Genomic DNA, 24,982 nt, shown 5'->3' on the forward strand with positions numbered 1-24,982 from the left:
TTTAGAGGGGATAGACCGCGACTTGAATGCCTCCCTCAACCTGGTGAAATGGTATCAAACTACCCTGAGCTCCAGGGGAAGTCACGCCTGTGGAGATTCCTCTGCCGGGGTTGGTTCGCCGACTAGGCATGAATCGTTGAAGCAGGAAGGAAGCAACAAGTCGAGCGAAATCCAACTTTCGCTCGGCGTTGTGTAAGTCTTTCGGAGCGGTATGATAGTGGTTAAGATCACTGCTCCTATGGCACCGGAACTGTTCTGAATGCTGGAGCTGGATGTGCCTATGACTGCAACGAATGCCTCGGACCCCCCTGCCCTACCAGAGTTGGTACCGGGCAGCACGGTTTATTTGAAAGATGACCAGTGGCCGGAGGAGGGGCCTTGGGTGATTTTGGACACGGAGGAAACCTCCCGGCACATGGTTTTGTGTCTGCGGCAAAAATTTTATCCCCGTGACCTGTATCGTTCGGTCTGGTTGCGGCGGGACCAGCTCTCGCCTGAACCATGGCCTGCGGAACCGCCCCCTAGTCGGCCAGCAGCGCCGGTGAAAAAGTCGCAACGCCCCCATCCATGAAAGCCCTCTGCTTGGCAGCCATTCGCGTTTACCAACGGTGGCTTTCGCCGCTCAAACCGGCCAGTTGCCGTTTTTACCCCACCTGTTCCTGCTACGCCTACACGGCCATCGAACGGTTTGGGGTTCTCCAGGGGGGGCGGTTGGCGCTGTGGCGGTTGGCGCGCTGTCATCCCTTCAGCCCTGGGGGGTATGACCCTGTGCCGGAGGCCCTTACGTCCCCACCCAACGTCAACCTATGAAAAAAATGCCGGTATTCCCTGCCACCGACTGTCCCACGAAGGATTGTGGTACCTGTCACACGGCGGTCTGTTTGCAGGGGGTGTACAAGGTCTATAACCGCAAAGCGGTGGTGCAGGACCTTACTCTGGCGATTGAGCAGGGGGAAGTGTTTGGGTTATTGGGGCCCAATGGCGCAGGCAAATCCACGACGATTCGCATGATCACGACCCTGACCCGGCCCAGCGAGGGGGATATTTGGGTCGCCGGGTGCAATGTGGTCAAATATCCGTTGGCGGTGCGTCGTCGCATTGGGGTGGTCCTGCAACAGGTGAGCGTAGACGGTGATTTGACCGTCTGGGAGAATATGGAGTTTCATGGCCGCTTGCACCATATTCCCCGGGCGGAGCGGCAACGGCGCATCAACCATTGGTTGGAATATGTGGAACTGAGCGACCGGCGGGATGAGCGGGCCAAAATTCTCTCTGGTGGCATGAAACGGCGGTTGCAGATTGCCCGTGCCCTGTTGCACCAACCGCAAATTCTCTTTCTGGATGAACCCACCGTCGGCTTGGACCCGCAGACGCGCCGCAAGCTGTGGGCGATCATCCGGCAGTTGAACCAGGAAGGCATGACCATTGTGCTGACCAGTCACTACATGGAAGAGGTGGAATCGCTCTGCCAGCGGGTGGGGATCATTGACGGGGGGAAATTGATTGCCCAAGGGACGGTCTCGGAGTTGCGCCAACGGCTGGGGGAAGGGTTGGTGGTCAAGCAGATGGGCGACCGCTGGGAACACAAGTTTTTCCCGACTTTGGCCGCCGCCAATGCCTACTTGGACCAGTTTGAGGACAAAACGGGTTTACTGGTGCGCCCTTCCAATCTGGAAGATGTGTTTGTGGAATTGACCGGTCACCAATTGGATTAACCCTGTGGCTCTGGCCCGCAACCACCCCCTTGGGTCTCAGCATTACATCAAAACGGTGACTAGGGGAAACTCCCAGGACGCCGGCGAGGCCCAAAGTTGAGGTACAAAAAAGAGTTTTCGCTTGATGCAAAGCAACTTGGGTTTGCGGAAAATGTTTGTTTGCCCAGGAGTTACAGGGGTTGGTCTTGATTTGGCCAGCGGCTCAGTAAATGTGGCGTAATGTGGCGTTTGGCGTCGTTTTCAAATTGTGCAAATTATTTTACTTAATCTATTTCATCTAAAATTGCTATGTGAAAGTATGGTTAGGGGATGGTTCAGGAACGTCCCACCCACAGACGGCGAAAGGGGTTTATCATGGGAGCCAAGGGGGTGGCCGTGATGGATGAGGAAATTTGGGTGCAGTTGAGTTGGAATGATCCGGCGACGGGCGCCGCCATTCAACACAGTTATGTACCGCCTGTGGCCTTGGGCCGAGAGCTTGATCAGATGCCCAGTCGGTTGGGGGGGCGACCGGTGCAGCGGGTGGTGTTACAGGACCGGCAGGTTTCTCGTTACCACGCCTTGATTAGCAGTAGTGGCGGCCAAGTTATTCTCACCGACCGCAGCGCCAACGGGACGGGGTTAAACGGGGAAACCATCCACCAGACCAGCCGGGTGTTGCACGACCAGGATGTGATTCGTCTGGGCAATCACCGGATTACCGTGACCTTGACCACCAGCGATGACCCGAATGCCACCCAGGTCACGGCGCCAACGACGGCGTCACCGGCGATGATTACGGCCAAACGGCAGGCCAATTATTCGGGGCTGATGATTTTGCTGGGAATGCTTTTGGTTCTGGCAGCGGCGGTGGCCACCTGGGGGTTGGTGAGTTTGGTATTGGAGCGCTATCGCCCCAAACCGACAGGCACGTCCCACATACTGGTACGGGTGGGGGCAGGATGACCGAGACGTGGTTTGTTTATCCGGTGCAGGTGTATCCTCAGGACACGGACTATGCGGGGGTGGTCTGGCACGGGCGCTATCTGTACTGGTTGGAACAGGCGCGGGTGGCTTGGTTACAGGCCCGCGGGGTGAATTTTCGCGATTTGGTGGCTGCCGGTTGCGATTTGCCGGTGGTGGAATTGGCCATCCGCTATTACAAACCGGTGTTTTTGGGGGAAGAAATTCTGGTGAAAGCCCGCCCGCGTCCCCGGCAAGGCGTGCGACTGGTGTGGGATTACGAACTCAGCCGCCAAGGGGAACGGGTTTGTACCGCCACGGTGGCCCTGGCGCCCCTCGAACGTCGTACCGGTAAACTCTATCGCCGTTTGCCCGCTCTCCTTGCCCAAGCCCTCGATGGTTGACCCGCCGCCTTTGATCTTGGCTTCTGCTTCCCCGGCGCGCCGGCAACTGCTGCGGCAGATCGGTGTGGAACCCTTGGTCTGTCCCAGTGGCCTCGACGAACGGCAGATAAGTGCCCCCGACCCGCTGACCCTGGTGGCGACCTTGGCAGAGGCGAAAGCGACGAAAGTAGCCGCGCAATGGTCTCCGCCGGGGGTGGTGCTGGGGTGTGATTCCCTGCTGGCGTTGGGGGATAGGGTGTACGGCAAACCCCCGGATGCCGCTGCCGCCATCGCCCAACTACAACAACTCAGCGGTCAGGTAGGCCACCTGCACACCGGCCATACCCTGATTGATTTGGCCACGGGCACCACCCTCACCCAGGTCGCCACGACGGAAGTGGTGTTTGCCGCCCTCACCCCGGCACAAATCCAGACCTATGTCCGCACGGGCGAACCCTTGCAATGCGCGGGGGCGTTTGCCCTAGAGGGCAAAGGGGGTCTTTGGGTGGAGCGCATCCACGGCTGTCCCAGCAATGTGATTGGGTTGAGCCTGCCCCTGTTGCGCGCCATGATGTACCAGTTGGGGTACGACCTGACCGGGTATTGGCATGCCGCAGGATGAGCACAAACCAGCAGGTACTGTCCACCGGGCAGGTCATTGCCGAACCCGACACCACCCCCCAGGTGCCTGCCGCTGGGGCCGGGGTGCGCATGCGTCCTTCGGCCAGAATGGGCACCCTGACGGTTGCGTCGCAATCCGGGCCTTCGGGTGGCCATGGCCGCAAATGCCTGCGCTTGGGCCATCGTCATCAACACCCCACCGTCCGGGTAGCGCAGCGAATCGTCTCCACCCCACAGCACCGCCCCCTAAACCGCGCCTGGGCAAATCCCGGCTCAATTCCACCCCGGCAAACAAGCTCCCGGTTCCCCCTGGCACGAGACGAGCAACCCCGGTGGCAAACGCCCCATGCCCGGTTCCCTAGTGGTAAAAATGCCGCACCCCGGTAAACAGCATCGCCAGACCCTCTGCATTAGCCGCCTGGATTGACTCCGCATCCCGCAGACTCCCCCCCGGCTGCACAATCGCCGTAATCCCCGCTGCTGCCGCCGCCACCACCGAATCCGCAAAGGGGAAAAACCCATCGCTGGCCAACACCGCCCCGCGCGCCTGCTCCCCTGCCTGCGCCAACGCCAACCGCACCGCCCCCACCCGATTGGGCTGCCCTGCCCCAATTCCCACGGTGACCCCCCCCTTGGCCACCACAATCCCATTCGATTTCACCGCCTTGACCACCTGCCAAGCCAGCAGCAAATCCGCCTGTTCCGCGGGCGTGGGGGGGCGAGTGGTCACCACCTGCCACTGCTCCGGTTGGGCCGGGGCCGTATCGGGAGTCTGCACCAAAAAGCCGCCGCTGATGACGCGCACCTCCACCGACGGCATCGCTTGCCAATCCGGCAGCACCACCACCCGCACCTTGGGTTTGCGCTGCAGCACCGCCTGCGCCTCTGGACTACAGCCCGGCACCACAATACATTCCAAAAACACCTCCGTCATGGCCGTAGCCGTCGCCGCGTCCAGGGGTTGATTTGCCGCCACAATGCCCCCAAATGCCGACACCGGGTCCGCTGCCAACGCCCGTTGGTACGCCGTCGCCAAATCCGCCCCCCAGGCCACGCCGCAGGGATTGGTGTGTTTGAGAATCGCCACCGTCGGTTGGCTGGGTGGAAAAGCGGCAATCAACCGCCGGGCAGCCTCCAAATCCACCAAATTATTAAAACTCAACTCCTTTCCCTGGAGCACCTGCGCCGTCCCCCAGCCCGTCGGCAGCGTCCCTGTGCGGTACCAGGCCGCCTGTTGGTGGGGATTTTCCCCGTAGCGTAGGGCCTGCACCAAGGTCCCGGACCAATGCCACTGGGACGGCCAGCCTGTCCCCTGGGGCTGCAAATAAGCGGCAATCTCCTGGTCGTACTGGCTGGTATGGGCAAAGGCCCGGGCCGCACAGGCTTGGCGAAATTCCAGACGGGTTTGCCCCTGATGCGCCGCCAATTCCGCCAGATATTCCGGGTACTGTTCCGGGTGACACAAAACCGTGACAAAGGCATGGTTTTTCGCCGCCGCCCGCAACAACGCCGGTCCCCCAATGTCAATCTGTTCTAGGGCTTCCGGCCTCGTCGTGGCCGGATTTTGCACCGTCGCCGCAAACGGATAGAGATTCACCACCACCAAATCAATGGCGTCTATACCCCAGGCCGCCATATCCGCCACATCCGCTGGCACATCCCGGCGGGCCAAAATGCCCCCATGAATTTTCGGATGTAGGGTTTTGACCCGTCCCCCCAACAGCTCCGGCGACCCGGTGTAATCCGCCACCTGGGTCACGGGCAGCCCCGCCGCCTGCAACACCTTGGCCGTGCCCCCACTACTGAGCAGTTCAAACCCCCAGGTGTGTACCAATGCCTGGGCCAAGTCCACCAACCCGGTTTTATCACTGACACTCAACAGGGCTTTTTTCCCCATCTTGGCCCCTAAGGCTGCCGTTCCCGATAAACCCCATTGACCCGTTCCACCCCGCGAAACCCGTGCCCCAAAGCGCGCATCCGCAGGCGGTTGTTCACCTCCGACAGGCCGTGTTTTTGGTGGTGGGCTTTGATCCGGTCCAAATTCGCCACATACCAATCTTGCGCCGTGCGCCGGTCACATTGGGCTTGCAGTTCCAGCACCGCAATATCAATGTAAATTTTTTGGTTAATGTCCGTGGCTTGGTCGTTAAACCCCGTCAACATTTCAAAGGCTTGCTCAACACTCAAGACGTGGGGCGAAGGGGCCTCCTCCGGGTGAATTTGCAACATTAACCCATACTTGACCAAATCCAGCAGCGACTTACCCGAATTAAACATCAACTTTTCCACCGCCGCCCGGTCTTCCGGGCTTAATTCCAAAGCATCCAGGGAAAACCCAGAGGCGTTGGCCGCACCCATTTGGGCTTGGGATTGACGATAACTAGATACCAGCAGGTCAATCACCTGGGCAGGGGGCAAATGCAATTCCGCCGCCAGCGCCGCCAAACCGCTGTGAACTGGCTGAGCCGTAGGGTCATCCAATTTCTTCAGTAAAAAAGTAAGCACTTCATTCCAGGACCCTCCCAATTCGGCCTTCAGGTCACAGAGCCGTCGGTATTCCTCCTCTGTAGGGGCAAAAGAAATTTTGGTCGTCATCGTCACCCCGCCGCGTGCCGGTTTATCCTCATTATTTCCATTATCCTTTATTGTGGGCGTGAATGGGTCGCAAGCATGAATGTTTGGGCGCCGGTGCAGGGGCAACCCTTGGCCGTGATGTTGTTGGCCCAGGCAGTGGCGCAGCAGCGGTTGGCAACGGCCTATCTATTCCAGGGGCCAGCAGGGGTGGGAAAAGCCTTAGCAGCGCGCTGTTTGGCCCAGGCCCTATTGGGCAAAAGCCACGACCATCCCGATTTGTTGTGGGTGGCGCCGGAAACAAAACCCCAGGAGACGCAGCGGGTCGTCCCCCCCCAAATTCGCCTGGACCAGGTGCGGGAAATTACCCAGTTTGTGGGACGCACCCCCTGGCAAAGCGACCGTTCCCTCGTGGTCGTCGAATCCGCCCAATGTTTGCAAGAAGCGGCGCAGGATGCTCTGCTCAAAACCTTAGAAGAACCGGGACACAGCCGCATCATTCTCCTGGCCGACCGTCCAGAGGCATTGTTGCCCACCATTCGTTCCCGTTGTCAGGTCATCCCCTTTCGCCCCCTCGCGCCGGAGCATTTGCGCGCCGTGTTGCACCAACAGGGGTATGCTGCCCTTGCCGAACAGCCCGAATTGCTCACCCTCGCCTGCGGTTCTCCTGGCGCGGCCATCGCGCATTGGCACCATTGGCAAGCCCTGCCCCCCGAATTGCTCCCTCTGCTCCGGGAGTTTCCCCCTTCCCTCGCCCACGCCCTGGAACTTGCCCACCGCCTCACCCACACCCTGGAACCGGCGACCCAACTCTGGTTGACCGACTATCTGCAATGGTGGTACTGGGAACGCTACCGCCGACGGGAATGGGTACAGATTTGGGAGGATGCCCGCTACGCCCTGCTGCACTATGTACAGCCCCAGTTGGTTTGGGAGGTGGCCTGGATACGGCTGTATCAATCAGCCCCACATGCCCCAGCTCAGCAGCCGCAGGTTCGCAAACACCCTTGGCCGGGGATGGGTTGGGTGCATGGCAAAGTTTGATGAGTGACATGCTCCCGTCTCATGGCTCCGCCACGCTTTGCTAACGTCCTACGGACAGAGAGCGGGCTTCAATACGCTTCAACGGGGAGCTTCCGCAAGAACCCTCTGCGTATTGCAGACATGTCCCACCACGTAGCCATACCAGATTCCGGCAACGCCATTTTGTATGGCCAACCCTATCCTACCACGTGGGGGTGGCTGTATCCCGGTACCGTGCGGGGCTTATCCACCCCCACACCCCCGCGAGCTAGAGTAACTAAATTTAATGGGTTACTACAGGAATGCTTATGGAAAAAATTGAAGTTTATTGATTTAGTTGGCTCATAAGATGCAGAAGTAACTCTAATGACAAATAACTTGATATTTAGAAAAATTCTGTTTACTCTGAAAACAGTTCAACCATACCCAAGAGGGACACTACGATGTCGCAAGTTTTCACTACTTTTGAGGTTAATGTTGATGCACAGCAGGAGCATAGCCGCCGTGTTAATTCTCTGGAAAACCGTCTGCGGGCAGCTCGCGAACATGCCCGGCGGGTGACGATGATGTATGCGGCGGGTCATGTGGAAATTGCCCTGGCTTGGGAGATGGTCGCCGAATTGGAAAAGGCGCAAAGCCAGCAGCAGGCCCCTCGTCTGACCAATTTTCAGCGGTACTGCTTGATGTACCCTGAAGCTCCCGAATGTCGCATTTATGACCTCTAGAAATTAGCTTTTTGCTAAGGGTGCGACGACTTGGTGGATAAGTTTATCCCTTGAGCAAATTCCCAGGTGTCAATGTTGGCCGTGGTGCTGGAACCGGGAGCAAAAACAATTGCCGGATTGTTTTGCGGCCCTGCACCATTGCCTGGCCGGGGAGGCTTTGGATTTTCTTGACCAGTGCATTGTTTGTGGAAACGATAGGGAGGTTAGGCGTGGATTTTTTGGCCCCACTTTTCACAGGATTTATCAAGCAGTTACAGTCCCCAACCCTCAGTTTTTTAATCGGTGGCCTGGTGGTTGCTGCCCTCGGCAGCCAGTTGGTCATTCCTGAAGCAATTTGCCAGATCATTATCTTCATGTTGCTGATGAAAATTGGTCTGACGGGTGGGATGGCCATTCGCAATGCCAATCTCACAGAGATGGTGTTGCCTGTGATTTTTTCTATGGCCTTGGGCATTTTGATTGTGTTTATTGCCCGTTTTACATTGGCCAGATTGCCGCGCGTCAAAGTGGTGGATGCGGTGGCGACAGGGGGACTGTTTGGCGCTGTGAGTGGCTCGACGATGGCTGCTGCCTTGACGACCCTGGAGGAACAGAACATTTCCTTTGAGGCTTGGGCAGGTGCACTCTATCCGTTTATGGATATTCCGGCCTTGGTCACCGCCATTGTGGTTGCGAATGTTTACCTGAGCCAAAAGAGACGGCAGGCTGCCTCGGAGGAGTACTTCCGCAAGGAACCGGTTGTGGCAGGTGACTATCCCGGCCCGCGGCGGGAATATTTCAGCACCCCGGCTGTCAGCCAGCAGATTCGCATCTGGCCGATTATCAAAGAGAGTCTCCAGGGGCCTGCCCTGTCGTCCATGCTGTTGGGCATTGCCCTGGGTTTGTTTGCCCAGCCGGAAAGTGTGTACAAGAGTTTCTACGAGCCTCTGTTTCGGGGGCTGCTGTCCATCCTGATGTTGGTGATGGGCATGGAGGCCTGGTCACGGGTCGGGGAGTTGCGCAAGGTGGCCCAGTGGTATGTGGTCTATAGTGTTATCGCGCCGTTCGTCCATGGTTTGATTGCCTTTGCCCTGGGTATGGTTGCCCACTACCTTACGGGTTTTAGCCTGGGTGGGGTCATGGTGCTGGCGGTCATTGCGGCTTCCAGTTCGGATATTTCGGGGCCACCGACGCTACGGGCTGGGATTCCCTCGGCCAATCCCTCGGCCTACATCGGGGCTTCTACGGCCATTGGCACACCGGTCGCCATCAGTTTGTGCATTCCGTTTTTTCTGGGGCTGATTCGGTTATTTGGGGCCGGCGCAAGCTAATCTGGGGTCAGCATCTTTTCAGGAGGTCATTAAGGAGGTAATTGGCATGGCGAAGCCAGCGAAAAAACTCGTCATCATCACCGAAAAAATTCTGCTGAAAAAAATTGCCCAAATCATTGAGGCATCTGGGGCCAGTGGTTACACGGTTATGGAAACGGGCGGGAAGGGCAGTCGCAACGTCCGTTCCACAGGAAAACCCAACGTTTCCGACACACATGGGAACGTCAAATTTGAGGTGCTGACGCCGGATCGGGAGATGGCCGAGAGAATTGCCGATGAAATTGGCCTCAACTTTTTCCTGAATTACGCCGGTATGATTTACATCTCGGATGCTGAGGTGCTATACGGACAGAGTTTCTGCGGGCCGGAGGGCTGCTAAATCCCCATCAGCAAAAGGGCTGGGTTTTATTCCCGGCTTTTATTGTTGACTTTCCTGACAAACCCATGACCTTTACCCAATCCCCCAAGCAATCACCGCAAAATGCTAGGCCAGACTTTCCCGCTTGCGGCTTTCTTTGGCAGAAGGCAGGAGCTGCCCCAACCCACTGCGCTGTAATTCCTCCTCGATGAGCCAAAAAAATCGCGCCCGATCCCCCGCGCGCACCACCGCCTGATGGTGGGCTTCTGCCAACGCCACCGGATACCCATAACCCTTGTTCACCTGCGCCAAAAGTAAACTCAACCCCTGCTGCAACAATTCCTGATCCTGGGCAACCCACATGGGAAACTCCACCCGGGCAATTTCTGTACCGACATTGACATAGCAAAATGCGATTTGCTGTTCCCCGTAATGTTCCAGGATTCGGGTAGTACTCTGCCAGAGCGCTCCCCGTTGCCCTGGCTCTAGCCAGGTTTGCATCAAGGTGGTATCGCGCAGGGGTTTTAGCTTATCGCAGGGCGCCCCTTCGGTGTGGCCGTCGCAGTGGCTTTGGCAGTCGGGCACCGGATGGGGACACAGCCCCAAGCGCAGAAAATTCATCACCTCCAGGGACCGCCCCGCACTCAGGTAGCTCATGAGGGGGACGCGCAACCGCTGGCAGACCTGCCATGCCTCGCATATGGGCTGCAAAATCACGGTGCGCGCCGGTGCGGGCAATCCCTCCAAAAACCAATAGGTCAGGGAGCCATCCAGCAGGGCAACGGCGGGTTCCGACGGCTCCTGGGCGCGCCAATCCGCCGCCAATTCGGCCAGAATGCTTGCCTCCAACTGGGTGCGCCGATGCCCTAGCCATTCTTCCGTGCGTATCCCCCATTGCCGACATTGGTACAAATCCTCGGCTTGATAAAACACTTCAGGAATGCTGTCTAGACGAGGTAAACGACCAGAACCGTAATGCAAAAGCACATAGCCAATGTTAATCAAATAGCAGTACACTGCCTCGTGGTGGCTGGGGGCAATTTGGGAACCATCGGTGGCCAAAACGGTGTGGATGGGGGGCGCAGGTGGAATGGCGACGCGGGTAGAGAGTGGTTCTAGGGGGACGGCGGGGGTCAAACCCAACCCGGCCCCGGCAGCGGCGATGCGTTCCAACCAAGCTGCTTGCTGCTGGCTGGCTTGGCAAAACAGTTCTTGCGCCACCTGTAACCGTTGGCGGTTGGCTAGGGCTTCCTGGGTCAAATAGCGACTCAGGGCGGGGAGTTGGGCTGCTAATTTGTTAAAGTCCAACATGTTGGCCGCGGGGGTGGTGTTATTTGGGATTATTTTGCATTTTAGGGACCGGTGGGCAGGTGCGACGAGCTTGGTATTGCCACGGAGTTTCCGAATGGTCTGCCGTTGGTGCCGTTGAGCCAACCTGTGGCAGTCGTGCCGAGCAGGTCTGGGGTCATGTGCGGCAGTTTTTCCCATCCGAGGCCCACCTGGGCTTGGGGGCGTCCCCATCCTGCCATAATAGATGTGTTGTGCGTGACGCAGGTGGGTGGTCGTGGATTTGGTGGCTTTGGAAAATGTCTTAGACAATACGGCCTTTGTCCTGTTGCTGGTCACAACGTTGGTGTATTGGGGGAATTTGGCGTTTGCCGCTGAGGTGGCCGCTTGGGGCAGGCTGGGGATGGGGCTGGCCAATGGCACGATTGCCGCGTTGTTGCTGGCGCGCTGGCTGGAAGGGGGCTATTTCCCGCTGAGTAATTTGTATGAGTCTTTGTGCTTTTTGGCCTGGGGAATTACGGCGGTGCACTGGTGGGTGGAACGGTGTAGCCGCAGTGCTTGGGTAGGTGCGGTGACGGCTCCGCTGGCGTTGGGGGTCATGGCCTTTGCTGCCCTGTCGTTGCCGCCGGAGATGCAGCATTCGGCGCCTTTGGTGCCAGCGCTGAAATCGAATTGGTTGATGATGCACGTGTCGGTGATGATGCTCGGCTATGCGGCCCTGTTGGTGGGTTCGCTTTTGTCCATCGCCTTTTTGGTGGTCACGCGCGGACAGCCGGTGACGTTGCGGGGCAGTTCGGTGGGGACGGGCGCCTATCGCAGCCAGCCCGTGACGCCATCGTTAACGTGGGAGGCTGCGGCAGACAGGGCGGGCAAAACGGCGGTGTTGACCCCGGAGCGTTTGACCCTGGCAGAGACCCTGGACAATCTCAGCTATCGGGTCATTGGCCTGGGGTTTCCCCTGCTGACGGTGGGGATCATTTCCGGGGGCGTCTGGGCGAATGAGGCCTGGGGTTCCTACTGGAGTTGGGACCCCAAAGAGACCTGGGCGTTGATTACCTGGTTGGTGTTTGCGGCCTATCTCCACGCCCGCATAACCCGCAATTGGCAGGGGCGGCGACCGGCCATCCTCGCAACGGTGGGCTTTGGGGTGGTGTGGGTGTGCTATTTGGGAGTGAATCTGTTGGGCCAAGGGCTGCACAGCTACGGCTGGTTTTTTTAGGCCAGGCAGGGACGGCGTACTTCGGTCACCTGGTCGGCGAGGGCTAAAATTTCTGGCGGGAGCGTGGTGCCCGTGATGATTAAATCCAGGTTGGGCGGGCGTTGGTGTAGAAAACTCACCACCTCAATCAGGCCAATCAAACCCAGATGCACGGCCAAGATCAGTTCATCCAGCACCACCAAGTGATAGCGACCGCTCAGCACCAACTGTTGGGTGGCCTGCCACAACTGTTGCACCGCCTGGGCTTCTTCTTCCTGCACATCCGGCGTGTCAATACAGCGGGGAATCGGACAGCGAATCCACTCCAGATGTTGCACGAGTTTCATGGGATGTTCTAGCCCTTGGCCAATCCCACCCTTGAGCAATTGCACAATCAACACCCGCTGTCCATGTCCGGCAGTCCGCATGGCCAGGGCCATCACCTCGGCAAAAAAGGTGCGTTGGGGGGCGGTGTACACCTGCAAACGACCGATGCGGGGCAATCCCTCGCTGGGGGTTGGGGGTGCCAAAGACAAGGTGGCGTTGCTGTCCATACCGACACGTCCGGGTTTGCCTCTAATTATGCGTTAATTTAGGGGTGAATGAACCGCCGTCGCCCATGCCGCCTTTGCTCCAAGTCGAAAACCTTGAGGTGTGTTTCCCTACCCATACGCCGGTGCGGGGCGTGTCCTTTACCCTGGCGCCAGGGGAAATTTTGGGCCTGGTGGGGGAGTCGGGGGCAGGGAAATCCTTGACGGCTTTGGCGTTGATTGGGTTGGTGCCCCCCCCAGGTGAAGTACGAGCGACGCGGTTGTGGTGGTCGCCGCCGGATCAGCCGCCGGTGGATTTACGCACCCTCACGGCCCGTTCCTGGCCACAGTATCGGGGGCGGGCGATGGGGATGGTCTTTCAGGAACCCGCCAGTTCCTGGAATCCGGTGTACACCTGCGGGTGGCAATTGGCCGAAGCCTGTCGCGCCCACCGAGCGCTGACCCCGGCCCAGGTACGCCAACGCCAGGTGCAATTGCTCCAGGAAGTGCAACTGCTGCCGCCGGATGCCCCTGCCCCCCTGGTCGAGAGTCTGTTGCGCCGCTACCCGCACCAGTTTTCGGGGGGCCAACTGCAGCGGTGGATGTTGGCGATGGCCTTGGCGGGTGACCCCTGGCTGTTGCTGGCGGACGAACCCACCACTGCCCTTGATGTGACGATTCAGGCGGAAATTTTGACCCTGATGAAACGGCTGTGCCAGCACCGGCAGATGGCTGCCATTGTGATTAGCCACGACCTGGCGGTGGTGGGGGAGTTGGCCGACCGGGTGTTGGTTATGTATCAGGGCGCCGTTGTCGAAGCCGGACGCACCACCGACCTGTTTCAGCAGCCCCAGCACCCCTACACCCGGGGACTCCTAGCCTGCCGTCCCAACGCCCGGCAACGGCTGGAATTCTTGCCGACGCTGGCGGATTTTCTGACGCAGCGCCCTCCACCCCCGGTCCGCACGCCCGCCGCGGTTGCCGCCCACCTCAGCCAACTCCAGCAGCAACCGGTTCTCCTACAGGCCGAAGACGTGTGGGTGGGGTATCCCCGCCAGCGTCCCGACCAGTTGGCCGTCCAGGGCGTTTCCTTCCACATCCACCGGGGAGAAACCCTCGGACTGGTCGGCGAATCCGGCTGCGGCAAAAGTACCCTCGCCCGCGCCCTGTTGCGGCTGATTCCCTGCCAACGGGGGCGGGTCACCTTTGACGGCCAGGACATTACCCACCATTCGGCAGCCCAATTGCGTCCCCTGCGGCGGCGGATGCAGTTAATTTTTCAAGACCCCCTCGGTTCGTTCAACCCCCGCATGACCGTCGAGGCCGCCCTTTTGGAACCCCTGAGGATTCACTTTCCCCGCCAATCCCGCCGGTTGGCCCTGGCGCAGGTCGTCACCATGCTCGAACGGGTGGGGCTGGATGCCGACGCCTTACCCCGCTATCCCCACCAATTTTCCGGAGGACAACGCCAGCGGTTGGCCATCGCCCGCGCCCTGGTCACCCACCCCGATTTCCTGATCTGCGACGAAGCCGTCTCCGCCCTCGATATTTCCGTGCAGGCCCAGGTCCTCAACCTCCTCAAACAACTCCAACGCGAATTCCAACTCACCTATCTGTTTATTTCCCACGACCTGAGCGTGGTCCATTTTATGAGCGACCGCATTATGGTCATGCACCAGGGTCAGATCGTCGAAATTGGCCCCGCCGACGCCATTTATCACCAACCCCAACATCCCTACACCCAAAAGCTGATCCAGGCCATTCCCCAGCCGGATATTCCCCTGGTTTCCTAAACGGCACCCCAGGCGACCGCCAGGAAACCCTAGGGCAAAATGCCCGCCAAAAACCCTCTTTGGGAAGAACTTACGCCGCCTCCTGTAGGCAACAACCAGTCCCCAAGATAAAAACATAAAAAATAAAGTAGGATATAAAAATAAAAAATAAAATCATCACCTACCCATAAAAGGCTATGTCCGGCAAACCCGAACCGTCTTTGCCCAGCCCTAGCGTTAACCCGAACGACCTAGCCCCCTCTACAGGCGATGTCCCGGCAGAACTAGCGACCCTGCGCGCCCAAATCGAATGCCTCCTCCAGGAACTCCGCCTGTGCCAACAGACAGCCAACGAACAGCAGCGTTTGATTGAAACCCTGGCCGCCCAACTCCAGCAAGCCCAGCAACAGGTACAACAACTCCAGCAACAGCAATCCTGGCACCAACAACGACTCCAGGAGCAGGAAGCCGCCCTTCTCCAGGAACAGGAGCAACGGCAAGAACTCGAAGCCCGCTACTACCGCCAGCAGCAAGAAAATCTCCACCTGCGGCAACTGCTACACCACTACGCCCCCGGCACCGACTGGCAACAGCAGGCCCGCCTCTACCAACAGCCCATTCCTCCCTGGTCTGCCACCCCCAACCCCCAGCCGGTGGACCCCCCCGCCAGCCCCAAAAAAGCCACCATCCATCTCCCCGTCTTTCCCAAACCCTAACCCTCGATAACCACCACCCTTTCTAAATCCATCTGCCAATGGGGTTTGACCGCCACCGCACCCAACACAGCCGCTGGCGCCAACGGCGTCCCTAACCCCTCCATCCGCTCCCACGAGGGGGCAAACGGCGGCACCGCCAAATGACACGCCGCCCAATCCCCCTGCACATCCGCACCCAGCAGGTCACAATGACCCCCCCGCCGCCCCTCAGGCCGATAATGGCGGCAATAACGACAGGCAGAAGCCGATAAATCCGTGATGGGGAACGACATGGGATACAACCTTTAATAAATGAATTTCTGACCTGTTTCGATGATATTGCCTTGATCCCCAGCCAGGGCATCTCTTAATCTTTTTTTCGAGATTCTGTGAAAAATCTAAAGAATCCCCCCACACCAGCCAGATAAACCAGATGGGGATCAAGGCAAAAGATACAGTTTTAGAGGAATTATTGTGCTCACCACCCTTTGGTGGCGCAGATGACAATCGCCCAACCGTACCAGTAATTTCTACCTAGTGCCCGGTTCCCCGCTCAAGGGTTGGGGCGTGGGCGGGTATGCAGGTATTGCCAGAACAGACACACCAGCCCCAGATTGATCCACACATCCGCCAGGTTAAAAATGGGAAACCCTAGCCAGCGCAGGTCGAGAAAATCAATGACGGCTCCCAGGCGAAAGCGGTCTATGCCATTGCCGAGCGTGCCAGCCAAGATCAGGCCATAGCCCCACTGTTCCCATAGCGACAGGCGAGCCACCACCGCCAGGGTCATCAACCCCAACCCCACCAGCACCGACAGCCAACGCAACCAGACCGTCCCCTGGAGAAACAAGCTAAAGGCAGCGCCCGTGTTGAGGACGTAGGTGAGATGGAGCACCCCTGACCACAGCGGCCAGGACTCCCCCAACCCCATGTGGCCGACCACCCAATGCTTACTCAGTTGATCCAGCAAAAGCCCCACCCCGGCGGCCAGCCAAAACCACCCATGTTTCACCACCGCACGGCGACCCCCAGCCGGCGCGCCACGTAGGCCAGCACCACCACCCCACACAGCGCCAATCCCTGTCCCTGCAAGGGCGTCAGCGTGTAATGCGCCACCCAGTGCCACCATTCCGACCAGTTGGGGTAATGGATTGCCAGCCCCACCCAGCCCACCACATGCACCCCCAGCAGACCCAGCGCCCCTGCCAGCGCCAGATGCTCCAGCGTCAGCGGCCAGCGAAACGCCACCTCCCCACACACCCACGCCCCCACCCCTAGCCCCAGCAGATACCCCAGCCCCGGCTCCCGCAGATATTGCCAGCCCCCCGCCCAGGTAAACACCGGCCAGCCCGTCAACCCCAGGGTGAGATAGGCAATCACCGCCACCGTTGCCGCCTGTTTCCCCCCCAAACAGGCCGTCAGCAGCATCGCCCCCACCTGCCAACTGCTCACCACCGGCCACAGCCACACCCCCAGCGTCGGCCACTGCCAGGGGGGACTTACCACGTACACCCCGACAAACGTACCCATCACCAACAACATCAGCCCACTGACCGCCCAAAACCCTTGGCGTAGCCAGATCATCGGGTTTCGACCACGTTGAGGGACTGGGGTTGAAACCGCAACACAATCCCCCGCGCCCGGTTCACCAAACCCGTTCCCTGCACCACCAACAGGTACTTTCCCTGATTCACCACCTGGGCATAATTCGGCAGCCCCCACTGTGCCAACTGTCCCAACCCCCCCCCGACCAGCAGACTGCCCAGCCCACCCGCCAGCGCCCCCAGCAGCCCTCCCAGCAGGTGGTTGCCCCACACCCCCGCCCAAGCGGTAAACGTCTCCAAGCCCGTCAGCAGACTAAACGCCACCCCACTGACAAACCCAAACGGCACCAGCCAATAGGTCAAAAAACTCGGTCGCCAGCCCCCCTGGAGCCAGGGGTAACTCTGCACATCCCGGTAGCCCCGTCCCACCAAGGCCACCGCTTCCAAAGGAAACCCTGCCGCCTCCAACGCCGAATAGGCCGCCTCCGCCTGCAACCGATCCGCCAACACCGCCACCAAATACTGCATGGGTCACCCACCACCCCAAAGATGCCAAGTTTTGCCTCCCTGTGCGACCATTGTACCGCCCTAGGCGACGGGCGCACCTACCGGAGAACCGTCCGCTGGCGTTTGGTAAACTGCCACCCGTTCGGCAAACGTACCGTCGAGAATCGCCTGCCGCAAACCCAAGGTAAAACGCATCAATTCCGTCACATTGTGAATCGAAAGCAGGGTGTAACCCAGCAATTCTCGCGCCCGAAACAGATGGCGCAAATAGGCGCGGCTGAAATGTTGACAGGTATAGCAAGGACAGGTGGCATCCAAAGGCCGTTCGTCCCGCTGAAACGCCCGATTTTTCAAATTCCACCGCTCGCCTTGCACCAACACCGCCCCATGCCGCGCCAAGCGGGTAGGAATCACACAGTCAAACAAATCCACCCCCGCGGCGATTGCCAAGGCCATTTCCCGATAGGTGCCCACCCCCATGAGATAACGGGGGCGATCGGCTGGCAAGAGGGGGGCTGTTTGTCGCACCACCGCGTGCATTAGCTCCACCGGCTCTCCTACGCTGACGCCGCCGATGGCATAGCCGGGTAGGTCATATTCCGTCACCTGTTGCGCCGCCAACCGCCGCAATTCGGGATAAACCCCCCCCTGCACAATGCCAAACAAAGCCTGATCGGAGCGGCGGTGGGCCTCCACGCAGCGCTTCAGCCATTGAGTAGTCCGCCGCACCGCTGCCGCCACCGCCTCAGGGCTGGCCGGATAAGGCGGGCATTCATCAAAAGCCATGATCACATCCGCCCCCAAAGCATTTTGGATCTGGATGGATTTTTCCGGTGTGAAATGAATCAGGTCGCCGTTGCGCGGGGATCGGAACGTCACCCCCGCATCCGTAATGTGGCGCAGGGAACTCAAGCTAAACACCTGAAACCCGCCAGAATCCGTCAAAATCGGACCTGACCAGTGCATAAACCGGTGCAACCCACCGCAGTGCGCAACAATGTCCTCCCCCGGTTGCAGATGCAGATGGTAGGTATTCGCCAGAATCATCTGCGCGCCGGTGTTAACCAACTGCTCCGGCGTCATGGCCTTGACCGTACCCAGCGTGCCCACCGGCATAAACGTCGGCGTGAGCACCGGCCCGTGCGGTGTATAAAAAATGCCCGCCCGCGCTTGGGTCTGGGGACAACGCCGCACCACCCGAAACGAAAACGCCCTTGCCACACCTCCGCCCCAAACTCTGCTAGATTTTTAACAAGATTTAATTTTTGCCTGCGTCCCTGACCCGAATTGCCTATGACGGCTCATATTCGCAATGTGGCCATTATCGCCCATGTGGACCACGGCAAGACCACCTTGGTGGATGCCCTGTTGAAACAGGCGGGCGCCTTTCGTCAAGGGGAGGAGGTGCCGACTTGTGTCCTGGATTCCCACGAGCTGGAGCGGGAGCGGGGGATCACGATTCTGGCCAAGAATACGGCAGTCCGCTACAAGGACTATTTGATCAACATCGTAGATACCCCTGGCCACGCCGATTTTGGCGGGGAAGTGGAACGGGTCTTGGGGATGGTCGAGGGGTGTTTGTTGGTGGTGGATGTGAATGAAGGCCCCATGCCCCAGACACGTTTTGTGTTGAAAAAAGCTCTGGAAAAGGGGTTGCGTCCGATTGTGGTGCTCAACAAAGTTGACCGGCTGCGCAGCGACCCCCACGTGGCTTTGAACAAGGTTTTGGATTTGTTTTTGGAATTGGGGGCGGACGATGACCAGTGCGAATTTCCCTATTTGTTTGCCTCTGGGATGGCGGGCCATGCACGTCTGAGATGGGAAGATGAACCGGTGGATATGCAGCCTTTGTTTGAAGCGCTGTTGCGCCATGTACCGCCCCCGGCCGGGGATGAACATAAACCCCTCCAATTACAGGTCACCACCTTGGATTATTCTGACTATTTGGGGCGGATTGTCATTGGCAAAATTCACAACGGCACCATTACCACCGGTCAGCAGGCGGCGTTGATCAATGCCGAGGGAAAAATCATCCGCGCCAAGGTAACTAAACTCTTTGGTTTTGAGGGCTTAAAACGGGTGGAATTGCAATCGGCAAGTGCCGGTCATATTGTGGCGGTGGCGGGCTTTAACGAAGCCAACATTGGGGATACGATTACCTGTCCAGAGACTCCCTTGGCGCTGCCGTTAATCAAGGTGGACGAACCCACCTTACAAATGACTTTTTCCGTGAACGATTCGCCGTTTGCCGGGCAGGAAGGCAAATTTGTCACCTCACGGCAATTGCGGGAACGGTTGCTGCGGGAATTGGAAACCAATGTGGCCTTGCGGGTGGAAGAAACCGAAAGCCCCGACAGTTTTTTGGTCTCCGGGCGCGGGGAATTGCACCTGGGCATTCTGATTGAAACCATGCGCCGGGAAGGTTACGAATTTCAGGTTTCCCAACCGCGCGTTATTTATCGGCAGATTGACGGCCAACTCTGCGAACCCTACGAGTATTTGGTGTTGGATGTCCCCGATGAAGCCGTCGGCAGTTGCATCGAAAAAGTGGGGCAACGGCGCGGGGAAATGCAGGATATGCAGGCTGGAGGGCATGGCCGCACCCAGTTAGAATTTATCATTCCGGCGCGGGGCCTTGTGGGTTTCCGGGGCGAATTTTTGCGTTTGACCCGCGGGGAAGGCATTATGAGCCACAGTTTCCTGGATTATCGTCCCCTGGCCGGGAATGTAGAAACCCGGCGCAACGGAGTTTTGATTTCTTTAGAAGAGGGAGAAGCAACCTTTTATGCCCTCAAGAATGCGGAAGACCGGGGTGTTTTTTTCATCACACCGGGCACACGGGTTTACAAAGGGATGATTGTGGGGGAACACAACCGTCCCCAGGATTTGGAACTCAATGTGTGCAAAACCAAACAGTTAACCAATATGCGTTCTGCCGGTGCGGAAGAACTCACCCAATTACCAGCACCGGTGGATATGAATTTAGAGCGGGCCTTGGAATACATTGGCCCGGATGAATTGGTGGAAGTAACTCCCAAATCGGTGCGCCTGCGCAAACTCAGCAAAAAGTTAGCGCGTCGCTAACTCCGCCAACGCAATACCTGGGAAACCAAGGGGTTGACAAAGGGGCGTTTTTCAAGGACTGAGCGGGCATATTCCTGCTTGATTTGGTAGTACCACCGGGCCTGGGTATCCGCATCTTTGATCAGCATCAAAGGGGGATTATATTGCAAACCTTCCTGCTGTTTGATTACCACCTGGCGGTCCTGCTCAAAAAATGCCCGCACAAACCACCGCAAAATGGGTTTGGCAAGCGTCAATCCCGGATGGTTCCAGTAGAATTGGGAAATCACCTGGGTTTGCCGCTCAGAAATGGGGGTCACGGTGGTGAGATTAACCACTTGATGCCGGTCGCCTTGAACAATCTCAATCCGTACACCGGGCAGATGAAACTGAATTTCCGTTTCCGGATGGGCGCCCAGTAAGCGATAGAAAAAGGATGTTTTGAGCAGGCGATGGCGGCGCATGACAAAGCCCAAAGGCAGGGGGTCAAATTGTTTGGCTTTGACAAACAATTCCCCACGCGAACGCCACCACCAGACCTGATGCACAAACGGACCATGGGCCGGGTCCATCAACCCCACAATTGCATGGTCCACATGGCAGGGAAAATCAAAGAATTCAACCAGTTGGGGCCGTTGTGCCAAGGCCCCAGGCAAGCAAGGAATGGGGACTTGGGGTTCCGTTTCTTCGCCAAAATAAATCCAGATATTGCCCTGCATTTCCCGCACGGGATAACTGGGGACACGAATCCGAGAAATATCTAAATCGCTTGGGTCGCATAGGGAGGGAATATGGGTACACACGCCGGCAGCATTAAAGCGCCAGCCATGATAACAACACATCACTTCTTCCCCAAGCATTTTCCCGTAGGACAGGGGTATGCCCCGATGGGGGCAAATATCGCGCAAAGCAAACACTTGGCCCTGGCAGGTGCGTCCCAACAGCACCGGTTCCCCCAGCAAACGACGGCCAAGCATCCGACCCGGCAATAGCTGCGCCGAGGGGAGCGCCAAATACCAGAGATTGCGTAGAAAAAAAGGTGATTCCATAGGAATCAAAAAACTTAGCTGGGCAGTACTATAGCAAAAGTGTTGACCGAGGTTGCTCCCACGACCACCCCCAATTTCTTGCCGCTTCCTGGCGAGAATAGGGTATTATCAAAGGCGAAGCTTGTCGCGGGATTATGCGTCGTCGCCGTTATCTCTATCTCAGTATGTTGGCCGGGCTAGGAGCAGTTGCCTGTCAATCCCAGCCCGTTCCGCCACCCAAGACTACGCCTGCTGCGGGAAAACCCGTATATTTGAATGGGGCAGGAGCCACATTTCCCTCTTTTTTATACCTGAAATGGTTTGAAGAGTACCGAAAACTCTATCCCGAAGTGCAGATTTCCTATCAGCCGATTGGCAGTGCCGCCGGGATTCAGCAATTTCTCACGGGCACGGTAGATTTTGCAGGCAGTGATGTGGCGATGACCGATGCAGAGGCGGCCAAAGTGTCGCAGGGTGCCCTGTTTGTCCCCATGACGGCAGGAAGCATCTCTGTCGTTTACAACATTCCGGGGGTGCCGACCGGTCTGAAACTTTCTCGTCAGGTGTTACCGGCTATTTTCTTAGGGAAAATCACCCGCTGGAATGACCCGGAATTAGCCACTTTGAACCCGGAATTAACCCTCCCCAATTTACCGATTACAGTCATCTATCGCTCGGATGGGAGTGGCACAACGGCCATTTTTACCAGGCATTTGAGTGCGATTGACCCGCTCTGGCAAAATCAAGTGGGCACGGGGTTGACGGTCAATTGGCCGGTTGGGACGGGCATCAAAGATAATGCTGGGATCAGTGCCCAAATTCAACAGGGCGAAGGGGTAATCGGCTATGTGGAAACGGCCTATGCCCAACAGTTAAAACTGGCTACTGCCGCCTTGGAAAACAAAAGTGGCAAGTTTCTTCTGCCGACCCAAAATTCCGTGGAAAAGGCAGTGGCGGATATTAAACTGGATGCCAAATTGCGGGGATTTGTGGATGACCCCACCAGCCCCGAAGCCTATCCAATTGTGAGCTACTCCTGGTTTTTAATCTATCAGAAATATGCGGATAGAAGTAAGGGCGAAACCCTGCGTAAATTTATCCAATGGGCGTTGGTAGAAGGGCAGAAATACAGTGCGGCTTTGAGCTATGTACCGCTGCCCGGTGCTGTCGTTGCCCAGGCGCAAACGCTGATGCAACAACATACACTAGTGGCGTCCCTTTGAGATTCCCATGCACGAGGTTGGGTGATGACATTGCGGTTGCACATTGGGGGGAAACACCCCCACCCGGACTGGAAAATTCTGGATGTGGAACCCCGTCCCGAAGTGGATTACGTGATGAATGCGGCGGACCTCAGCGCTTTTGCGGATGAGTCGGTGGATGTGATTTACAGTAGCCATGTGTTGGAGCATTTTCACCACACCTTAAACAATGAACTTTTGCGGGTATTAATTGAATGGCGACGGGTGCTCAAACCAGGGGGAAAATTACTGCTGAGTGTGCCGGATTTGCGTATTTTGTGTTGGCTGTATGGCCATCCCAACTTGCTCCCGGAGGAACGGATGCACTTGATGCGTATTATCTTCGGGGGGCAAACCAATGAATACGATGTCCACAAAGCGGGTTCGGATTTTGATATTCTGGCTATGTATCTGGAACAGGCTGGGTTTAGTAGTTACGAACAGGTGAGTGAATTTAATCTATTTCCCGATTGCAGTAGTATGAGAATTCTAGACACTTTAATCAGTTTGAATGTCGTGGCAACCCGTTAAAAGTTTCGTACTATTGCGTGTAATGTAGTGTAATTTTCTAGGTTCTAATAGGGTATTTTTCTGGTTGCGGCTTGAGGGGGAAGCGTGACCGTAGCCGCGGTTTTTTGTAACCATGACAAAGGTAGTGCTTCTTGAGAGGATGCGATGTTCGGTAACCTTGTCCGTATGGTATGATGCTAATCACTTGGTTGACTGAGGGCCAAACCCCAATTGCGACCCGATAGGTGAATGGTGCAGTGCCGATTTTATTACACGTAGGTTGCGGTTCCAAACGCAAAGACCAGACGACGCGGGGCTTCAATACGCCGGAGTGGCAGGAATTGCGCTTGGATATTGATCCGGCAGTGGCGCCCGACATTGTTGGTACGATGACCGACATGAGTGCGGTGGCCAGTGAGTCGGTTGATGCTATTTTTTCAAGCCACAATATCGAGCATCTCTACCCGCACGAGGTGCCGGTGGCGCTCAAGGAATTTTTGCGGGTCTTGCATCCGGATGGCTTTGCGGTAATCACGTGCCCGGATTTGCAGAGTGTCTGTGCGCTGGTGGCGGAAGATAAGCTCACAGAACCGGCCTACACTGCCCCGGTTGGCCCGATTGCGCCGATTGACATTCTCTACGGCTACCGTCCGGCCTTGGCGCGTGGCAATCTCTATATGGCGCACCGCTGCGGGTTTACGCAAAAAGTCCTTGTGGGGACGCTGTACGCTGCCGGTTTTGCCCGGGTGGTTGCGATGCGCCGGGGTCACCCTTCCTACGACCTCTGGGCGGTGGCCACCAAAAGTCCCAAGGATGAGGCGGCGTTGCGGGCGCTGGCTGGACAGCATTTGCCGCTCGTCGGTGCGCGTAAGTCATGACCGTGTTGCCACCAAGGGGTTCAGGGTGGGGGTGGAAAACGAGGTGGGTCGGGGAGGGATGCCCATGAAGTTGCTGGTTGTCCACCAAAACTTCCCCGGTCAGTTCAAATTTTTGGCGCCTGCGCTGGCGGCTCGGGGTCATACGGTGGTGGGTATGACCATGCAAAAGGTGTCGGTTACCGAGTGGCAGGGGGTCAAGCTCGTGCCCTATGGCGTAAACCGTGGCACGACACCCGGTGTACACCCCTGGGTGAGTGACTTTGAAACCAAGGTGATTCGCGGGGAGGCCTGCTTTCGCGCCGCCTTGCAGTTGAAAGCCCAGGGGTTTGTGCCCGATGCGGTCATTGCCCATCCTGGCTGGGGGGAGAGTCTCTTTCTCAAGGAGGTGTGGCCCCAGACCAAACTGGGCATCTACTGCGAGTTCTTCTACCACCTGCAGGGAGCGGATGCGGGTTTTGACCCGGAATTTACTAACCACGAGGTCGGCGATGCCTGTCGGGTGCGCCTGAAAAATCTCAACAACCTATTGCACTTCGAGATTGCGGATGCGGGCATCTCGCCTACCCACTGGCAGGCCAGCACGTTTCCTGAACCCTTTCGCTCGAAAATCACCGTAGTCCACGATGGCATTGACACCGAAGCCATTACCCCCAACCCGAACGCTTGGCTGACCCTTTCTACCCAGAGCGGTCAAAAATTCACCCTCACCCGCAAGGATGAGGTGATTACCTTTGTCAACCGCAACCTGGAGCCGTACCGGGGCTACCACATCTTCATGCGCGCCTTGCCGGAAATCCTCCGCCGTCGCCCCAACGCGCGGGTGTTGATTGTCGGCGGCAGTGAGGTGAGCTACGGCGCCCCCCCGGACCCCCAACGCTACGGGCAGCGCAGTTGGCGGCAGATTTTTTGCGATGAAGTGCGGCCGCAGATTCCCGACGGTGATTGGGCGCGGGTGCATTTTCTAGGCAAGGTACCTTACAAGTACTTCATCGCCCTGTTGCAACTTTCCACCGTCCATGTCTATCTCACGTACCCGTTTGTGCTGAGTTGGAGTCTGCTGGAGGCCATGAGCGCGGGTTGT

Annotated in this window: 29 protein-coding genes and 1 pseudogene; 20 read left to right on the forward strand and 10 right to left on the reverse strand. The window is 57.7% G+C overall.

All coding sequences use genetic code 11. The annotated features are described in order from the left end of the window. From ACWISF_RS11230 to ACWISF_RS11265, 8 genes and pseudogenes are all read left to right on the forward strand, one after another. Positions 1-196, forward strand: a pseudogene (locus tag ACWISF_RS11230) (hypothetical protein); the annotation flags it as partial. Positions 197-280: 84 nt separating this feature from the next. Next, positions 281-571 carry a hypothetical protein gene (locus ACWISF_RS11235; RefSeq protein WP_448381673.1) on the forward strand — a complete coding sequence of 97 codons (291 nt, stop codon included), beginning with the start codon at positions 281-283 and terminating at the stop codon, positions 569-571. Next, complete coding sequence (yidD, locus tag ACWISF_RS11240; protein ID WP_448381674.1) at positions 568-810, forward strand: membrane protein insertion efficiency factor YidD; 243 nt, start codon at positions 568-570, stop codon at positions 808-810. Before ACWISF_RS11235 ends, yidD begins: the two co-directional genes overlap by 4 nt. Positions 811-815: 5 nt before the next feature. Then, complete coding sequence (locus ACWISF_RS11245) at positions 816-1,715, forward strand: ABC transporter ATP-binding protein (protein ID WP_448381698.1); 900 nt, start codon at positions 816-818, stop codon at positions 1,713-1,715. 354 nt (positions 1,716-2,069) lie between these two features. Then, on the forward strand, positions 2,070-2,660 hold the full coding sequence (locus ACWISF_RS11250; protein ID WP_448381675.1) for an FHA domain-containing protein: 591 nt from the start codon (positions 2,070-2,072) through the stop codon (positions 2,658-2,660). Continuing rightward, positions 2,657-3,061 (forward strand): acyl-CoA thioesterase, encoded by a 405-nt coding sequence (locus tag ACWISF_RS11255; RefSeq protein WP_448381676.1) that lies wholly within the window; start codon positions 2,657-2,659, stop codon positions 3,059-3,061. The genes ACWISF_RS11250 and ACWISF_RS11255 overlap by 4 nt, the downstream gene beginning before the upstream one ends. Further along, positions 3,054-3,662, forward strand: a complete 609-nt coding sequence (locus ACWISF_RS11260; RefSeq protein WP_448381699.1) for a Maf family protein — start codon at positions 3,054-3,056, stop codon at positions 3,660-3,662. The genes ACWISF_RS11255 and ACWISF_RS11260 overlap by 8 nt, the downstream gene beginning before the upstream one ends. Continuing rightward, on the forward strand, positions 3,659-4,048 hold the full coding sequence (locus tag ACWISF_RS11265; RefSeq protein ID WP_448381677.1) for a hypothetical protein: 390 nt from the start codon (positions 3,659-3,661) through the stop codon (positions 4,046-4,048). The genes ACWISF_RS11260 and ACWISF_RS11265 overlap by 4 nt, the downstream gene beginning before the upstream one ends. Here the strand turns inward: ACWISF_RS11265 and purH are convergent. Together purH and ACWISF_RS11275 are read right to left on the reverse strand one after the other, a co-directional pair. Continuing rightward, positions 4,020-5,558, reverse strand: a complete 1,539-nt coding sequence (gene purH / locus ACWISF_RS11270) for a bifunctional phosphoribosylaminoimidazolecarboxamide formyltransferase/IMP cyclohydrolase (protein WP_448381678.1) — start codon at positions 5,556-5,558, stop codon at positions 4,020-4,022. The genes ACWISF_RS11265 and purH overlap by 29 nt on opposite strands. Before the next feature lie 8 nt (positions 5,559-5,566). Beyond that, positions 5,567-6,256 carry a hypothetical protein gene (locus ACWISF_RS11275; RefSeq protein ID WP_448381679.1) on the reverse strand — a complete coding sequence of 230 codons (690 nt, stop codon included), beginning with the start codon at positions 6,254-6,256 and terminating at the stop codon, positions 5,567-5,569. Positions 6,257-6,331: 75 nt separating this feature from the next. Between ACWISF_RS11275 and ACWISF_RS11280 the strand changes: the two genes are divergently transcribed. The 4 genes from ACWISF_RS11280 (at position 6,332) to ACWISF_RS11295 (ending at position 9,669) form a co-directional block, all read left to right on the forward strand. Beyond that, positions 6,332-7,276 (forward strand): DNA polymerase III subunit delta', encoded by a 945-nt coding sequence (locus tag ACWISF_RS11280; protein ID WP_448381680.1) that lies wholly within the window; start codon positions 6,332-6,334, stop codon positions 7,274-7,276. A 422-nt stretch (positions 7,277-7,698) separates the two neighbouring features. After that, positions 7,699-7,980 carry a CP12 domain-containing protein gene (locus ACWISF_RS11285; protein ID WP_448381681.1) on the forward strand — a complete coding sequence of 94 codons (282 nt, stop codon included), beginning with the start codon at positions 7,699-7,701 and terminating at the stop codon, positions 7,978-7,980. A gap of 209 nt (positions 7,981-8,189) precedes the next feature. Beyond that, positions 8,190-9,290, forward strand: coding sequence for a sodium-dependent bicarbonate transport family permease (locus ACWISF_RS11290; protein ID WP_448381682.1), 1,101 nt, complete (start codon positions 8,190-8,192; stop codon positions 9,288-9,290). A gap of 46 nt (positions 9,291-9,336) precedes the next feature. Then, positions 9,337-9,669, forward strand: a complete 333-nt coding sequence (locus tag ACWISF_RS11295) for a P-II family nitrogen regulator (protein ID WP_448381683.1) — start codon at positions 9,337-9,339, stop codon at positions 9,667-9,669. 105 nt (positions 9,670-9,774) lie between these two features. Here the strand turns inward: ACWISF_RS11295 and ACWISF_RS11300 are convergent, their stop codons facing one another. Next, positions 9,775-10,959 carry a DNA double-strand break repair nuclease NurA gene (locus ACWISF_RS11300; RefSeq protein WP_448381684.1) on the reverse strand — a complete coding sequence of 395 codons (1,185 nt, stop codon included), beginning with the start codon at positions 10,957-10,959 and terminating at the stop codon, positions 9,775-9,777. A 253-nt stretch (positions 10,960-11,212) separates the two neighbouring features. On the opposite strand from ACWISF_RS11300, the gene ccsB reads away from it, so the two are divergent. After that, positions 11,213-12,154, forward strand: coding sequence for a c-type cytochrome biogenesis protein CcsB (gene ccsB, locus ACWISF_RS11305; protein ID WP_448381700.1), 942 nt, complete (start codon positions 11,213-11,215; stop codon positions 12,152-12,154). Here the strand turns inward: ccsB and ACWISF_RS11310 are convergent. Beyond that, positions 12,151-12,687, reverse strand: a complete 537-nt coding sequence (locus tag ACWISF_RS11310; protein ID WP_448381685.1) for a cob(I)yrinic acid a,c-diamide adenosyltransferase — start codon at positions 12,685-12,687, stop codon at positions 12,151-12,153. The two genes, ccsB and ACWISF_RS11310, sit on opposite strands and share 4 nt — an antisense overlap. A gap of 44 nt (positions 12,688-12,731) precedes the next feature. Between ACWISF_RS11310 and ACWISF_RS11315 the strand changes: the two genes are divergently transcribed. Together ACWISF_RS11315 and ACWISF_RS11320 are read left to right on the forward strand one after the other, a co-directional pair. After that, positions 12,732-14,456 (forward strand): ABC transporter ATP-binding protein, encoded by a 1,725-nt coding sequence (locus tag ACWISF_RS11315; RefSeq protein WP_448381686.1) that lies wholly within the window; start codon positions 12,732-12,734, stop codon positions 14,454-14,456. A 176-nt stretch (positions 14,457-14,632) separates the two neighbouring features. Further along, a complete protein-coding gene (locus tag ACWISF_RS11320) occupies positions 14,633-15,151 on the forward strand; it encodes a hypothetical protein (RefSeq protein ID WP_448381687.1) in 519 nt (172 codons plus the stop codon). Here the strand turns inward: ACWISF_RS11320 and ACWISF_RS11325 are convergent. The 5 genes from ACWISF_RS11325 to tgt all read right to left on the reverse strand — a co-directional run bounded on the left by ACWISF_RS11325 (position 15,148) and on the right by tgt (position 18,402). After that, on the reverse strand, positions 15,148-15,423 hold the full coding sequence (locus tag ACWISF_RS11325; protein ID WP_448381688.1) for a hypothetical protein: 276 nt from the start codon (positions 15,421-15,423) through the stop codon (positions 15,148-15,150). The two genes, ACWISF_RS11320 and ACWISF_RS11325, sit on opposite strands and share 4 nt — an antisense overlap. A gap of 260 nt (positions 15,424-15,683) precedes the next feature. Beyond that, complete coding sequence (lspA, locus tag ACWISF_RS11330) at positions 15,684-16,142, reverse strand: signal peptidase II (protein WP_448381689.1); 459 nt, start codon at positions 16,140-16,142, stop codon at positions 15,684-15,686. Further along, entirely contained in the window at positions 16,139-16,714 is a 576-nt protein-coding gene (locus tag ACWISF_RS11335) for a biotin transporter BioY (protein WP_448381690.1), read from the reverse strand. The genes lspA and ACWISF_RS11335 overlap by 4 nt, the downstream gene beginning before the upstream one ends. Beyond that, positions 16,711-17,202 carry a hypothetical protein gene (locus tag ACWISF_RS11340; protein ID WP_448381691.1) on the reverse strand — a complete coding sequence of 164 codons (492 nt, stop codon included), beginning with the start codon at positions 17,200-17,202 and terminating at the stop codon, positions 16,711-16,713. Before ACWISF_RS11340 ends, ACWISF_RS11335 begins: the two co-directional genes overlap by 4 nt. A 60-nt stretch (positions 17,203-17,262) precedes the next feature. Then, positions 17,263-18,402 (reverse strand): tRNA guanosine(34) transglycosylase Tgt, encoded by a 1,140-nt coding sequence (tgt, locus tag ACWISF_RS11345; RefSeq protein ID WP_448381692.1) that lies wholly within the window; start codon positions 18,400-18,402, stop codon positions 17,263-17,265. A gap of 72 nt (positions 18,403-18,474) precedes the next feature. Between tgt and typA the strand changes: the two genes are divergently transcribed. Next, positions 18,475-20,265, forward strand: a complete 1,791-nt coding sequence (gene typA / locus ACWISF_RS11350; protein ID WP_448381693.1) for a translational GTPase TypA — start codon at positions 18,475-18,477, stop codon at positions 20,263-20,265. On the opposite strand, the gene ACWISF_RS11355 is transcribed toward typA, so the two are convergent. After that, complete coding sequence (locus tag ACWISF_RS11355; protein WP_448381694.1) at positions 20,262-21,293, reverse strand: Rieske 2Fe-2S domain-containing protein; 1,032 nt, start codon at positions 21,291-21,293, stop codon at positions 20,262-20,264. The genes typA and ACWISF_RS11355 overlap by 4 nt on opposite strands. A 134-nt stretch (positions 21,294-21,427) precedes the next feature. On the opposite strand from ACWISF_RS11355, the gene pstS reads away from it, so the two are divergent. The 4 genes from pstS to ACWISF_RS11375 all read left to right on the forward strand — a co-directional run. After that, a complete protein-coding gene (pstS, locus tag ACWISF_RS11360) occupies positions 21,428-22,495 on the forward strand; it encodes a phosphate ABC transporter substrate-binding protein PstS (protein WP_448381695.1) in 1,068 nt (355 codons plus the stop codon). 24 nt (positions 22,496-22,519) lie between these two features. Beyond that, positions 22,520-23,044 carry a class I SAM-dependent methyltransferase gene (locus ACWISF_RS11365; protein WP_448381696.1) on the forward strand — a complete coding sequence of 175 codons (525 nt, stop codon included), beginning with the start codon at positions 22,520-22,522 and terminating at the stop codon, positions 23,042-23,044. A gap of 236 nt (positions 23,045-23,280) precedes the next feature. Further along, the gene (locus ACWISF_RS11370) at positions 23,281-23,901 is read left to right on the forward strand and encodes a class I SAM-dependent methyltransferase (protein WP_448381701.1); all 621 of its coding nucleotides are present in this window, start codon (positions 23,281-23,283) and stop codon (positions 23,899-23,901) included. Between the two features lie 64 nt (positions 23,902-23,965). Next, positions 23,966-24,982 (forward strand): glycosyl transferase (locus ACWISF_RS11375; protein ID WP_448381697.1); only part of this gene is annotated, 1,017 nt, incomplete at its 3' end.

The organism is Gloeomargarita sp. (genome assembly GCF_053491055.1).

What these genes read in the sequence shown, in the direction of transcription:
- ACWISF_RS11310 (WP_448381685.1), bottom strand. Translation starts at nt 12,687, where the DNA reads ATGGACAGCAACGCCACCTTGTCTTTGGCACCCCCAACCCCCAGCGAG.
- typA (WP_448381693.1), top strand. Translation starts at nt 18,475, where the DNA reads ATGACGGCTCATATTCGCAATGTGGCCATTATCGCCCATGTGGACCAC.
- ACWISF_RS11265 (WP_448381677.1), top strand. Translation starts at nt 3,659, where the DNA reads ATGAGCACAAACCAGCAGGTACTGTCCACCGGGCAGGTCATTGCCGAA.
- ACWISF_RS11320 (WP_448381687.1), top strand. Translation starts at nt 14,633, where the DNA reads ATGTCCGGCAAACCCGAACCGTCTTTGCCCAGCCCTAGCGTTAACCCG.
- ACWISF_RS11355 (WP_448381694.1), bottom strand. Translation starts at nt 21,293, where the DNA reads ATGGAATCACCTTTTTTTCTACGCAATCTCTGGTATTTGGCGCTCCCC.
- ACWISF_RS11325 (WP_448381688.1), bottom strand. Translation starts at nt 15,423, where the DNA reads ATGTCGTTCCCCATCACGGATTTATCGGCTTCTGCCTGTCGTTATTGC.
- ACWISF_RS11255 (WP_448381676.1), top strand. Translation starts at nt 2,657, where the DNA reads ATGACCGAGACGTGGTTTGTTTATCCGGTGCAGGTGTATCCTCAGGAC.
- ACWISF_RS11280 (WP_448381680.1), top strand. Translation starts at nt 6,332, where the DNA reads ATGAATGTTTGGGCGCCGGTGCAGGGGCAACCCTTGGCCGTGATGTTG.
- purH (WP_448381678.1), bottom strand. Translation starts at nt 5,558, where the DNA reads ATGGGGAAAAAAGCCCTGTTGAGTGTCAGTGATAAAACCGGGTTGGTG.
- ACWISF_RS11250 (WP_448381675.1), top strand. Translation starts at nt 2,070, where the DNA reads ATGGGAGCCAAGGGGGTGGCCGTGATGGATGAGGAAATTTGGGTGCAG.
- pstS (WP_448381695.1), top strand. Translation starts at nt 21,428, where the DNA reads ATGCGTCGTCGCCGTTATCTCTATCTCAGTATGTTGGCCGGGCTAGGA.
- ACWISF_RS11365 (WP_448381696.1), top strand. Translation starts at nt 22,520, where the DNA reads ATGACATTGCGGTTGCACATTGGGGGGAAACACCCCCACCCGGACTGG.
- ACWISF_RS11285 (WP_448381681.1), top strand. Translation starts at nt 7,699, where the DNA reads ATGTCGCAAGTTTTCACTACTTTTGAGGTTAATGTTGATGCACAGCAG.
- ACWISF_RS11235 (WP_448381673.1), top strand. Translation starts at nt 281, where the DNA reads ATGACTGCAACGAATGCCTCGGACCCCCCTGCCCTACCAGAGTTGGTA.
- ACWISF_RS11275 (WP_448381679.1), bottom strand. Translation starts at nt 6,256, where the DNA reads ATGACGACCAAAATTTCTTTTGCCCCTACAGAGGAGGAATACCGACGG.
- ACWISF_RS11245 (WP_448381698.1), top strand. Translation starts at nt 816, where the DNA reads ATGCCGGTATTCCCTGCCACCGACTGTCCCACGAAGGATTGTGGTACC.
- ACWISF_RS11300 (WP_448381684.1), bottom strand. Translation starts at nt 10,959, where the DNA reads ATGTTGGACTTTAACAAATTAGCAGCCCAACTCCCCGCCCTGAGTCGC.
- ACWISF_RS11335 (WP_448381690.1), bottom strand. Translation starts at nt 16,714, where the DNA reads ATGATCTGGCTACGCCAAGGGTTTTGGGCGGTCAGTGGGCTGATGTTG.
- ACWISF_RS11260 (WP_448381699.1), top strand. Translation starts at nt 3,054, where the DNA reads ATGGTTGACCCGCCGCCTTTGATCTTGGCTTCTGCTTCCCCGGCGCGC.
- ACWISF_RS11340 (WP_448381691.1), bottom strand. Translation starts at nt 17,202, where the DNA reads ATGCAGTATTTGGTGGCGGTGTTGGCGGATCGGTTGCAGGCGGAGGCG.
- ACWISF_RS11295 (WP_448381683.1), top strand. Translation starts at nt 9,337, where the DNA reads ATGGCGAAGCCAGCGAAAAAACTCGTCATCATCACCGAAAAAATTCTG.
- yidD (WP_448381674.1), top strand. Translation starts at nt 568, where the DNA reads ATGAAAGCCCTCTGCTTGGCAGCCATTCGCGTTTACCAACGGTGGCTT.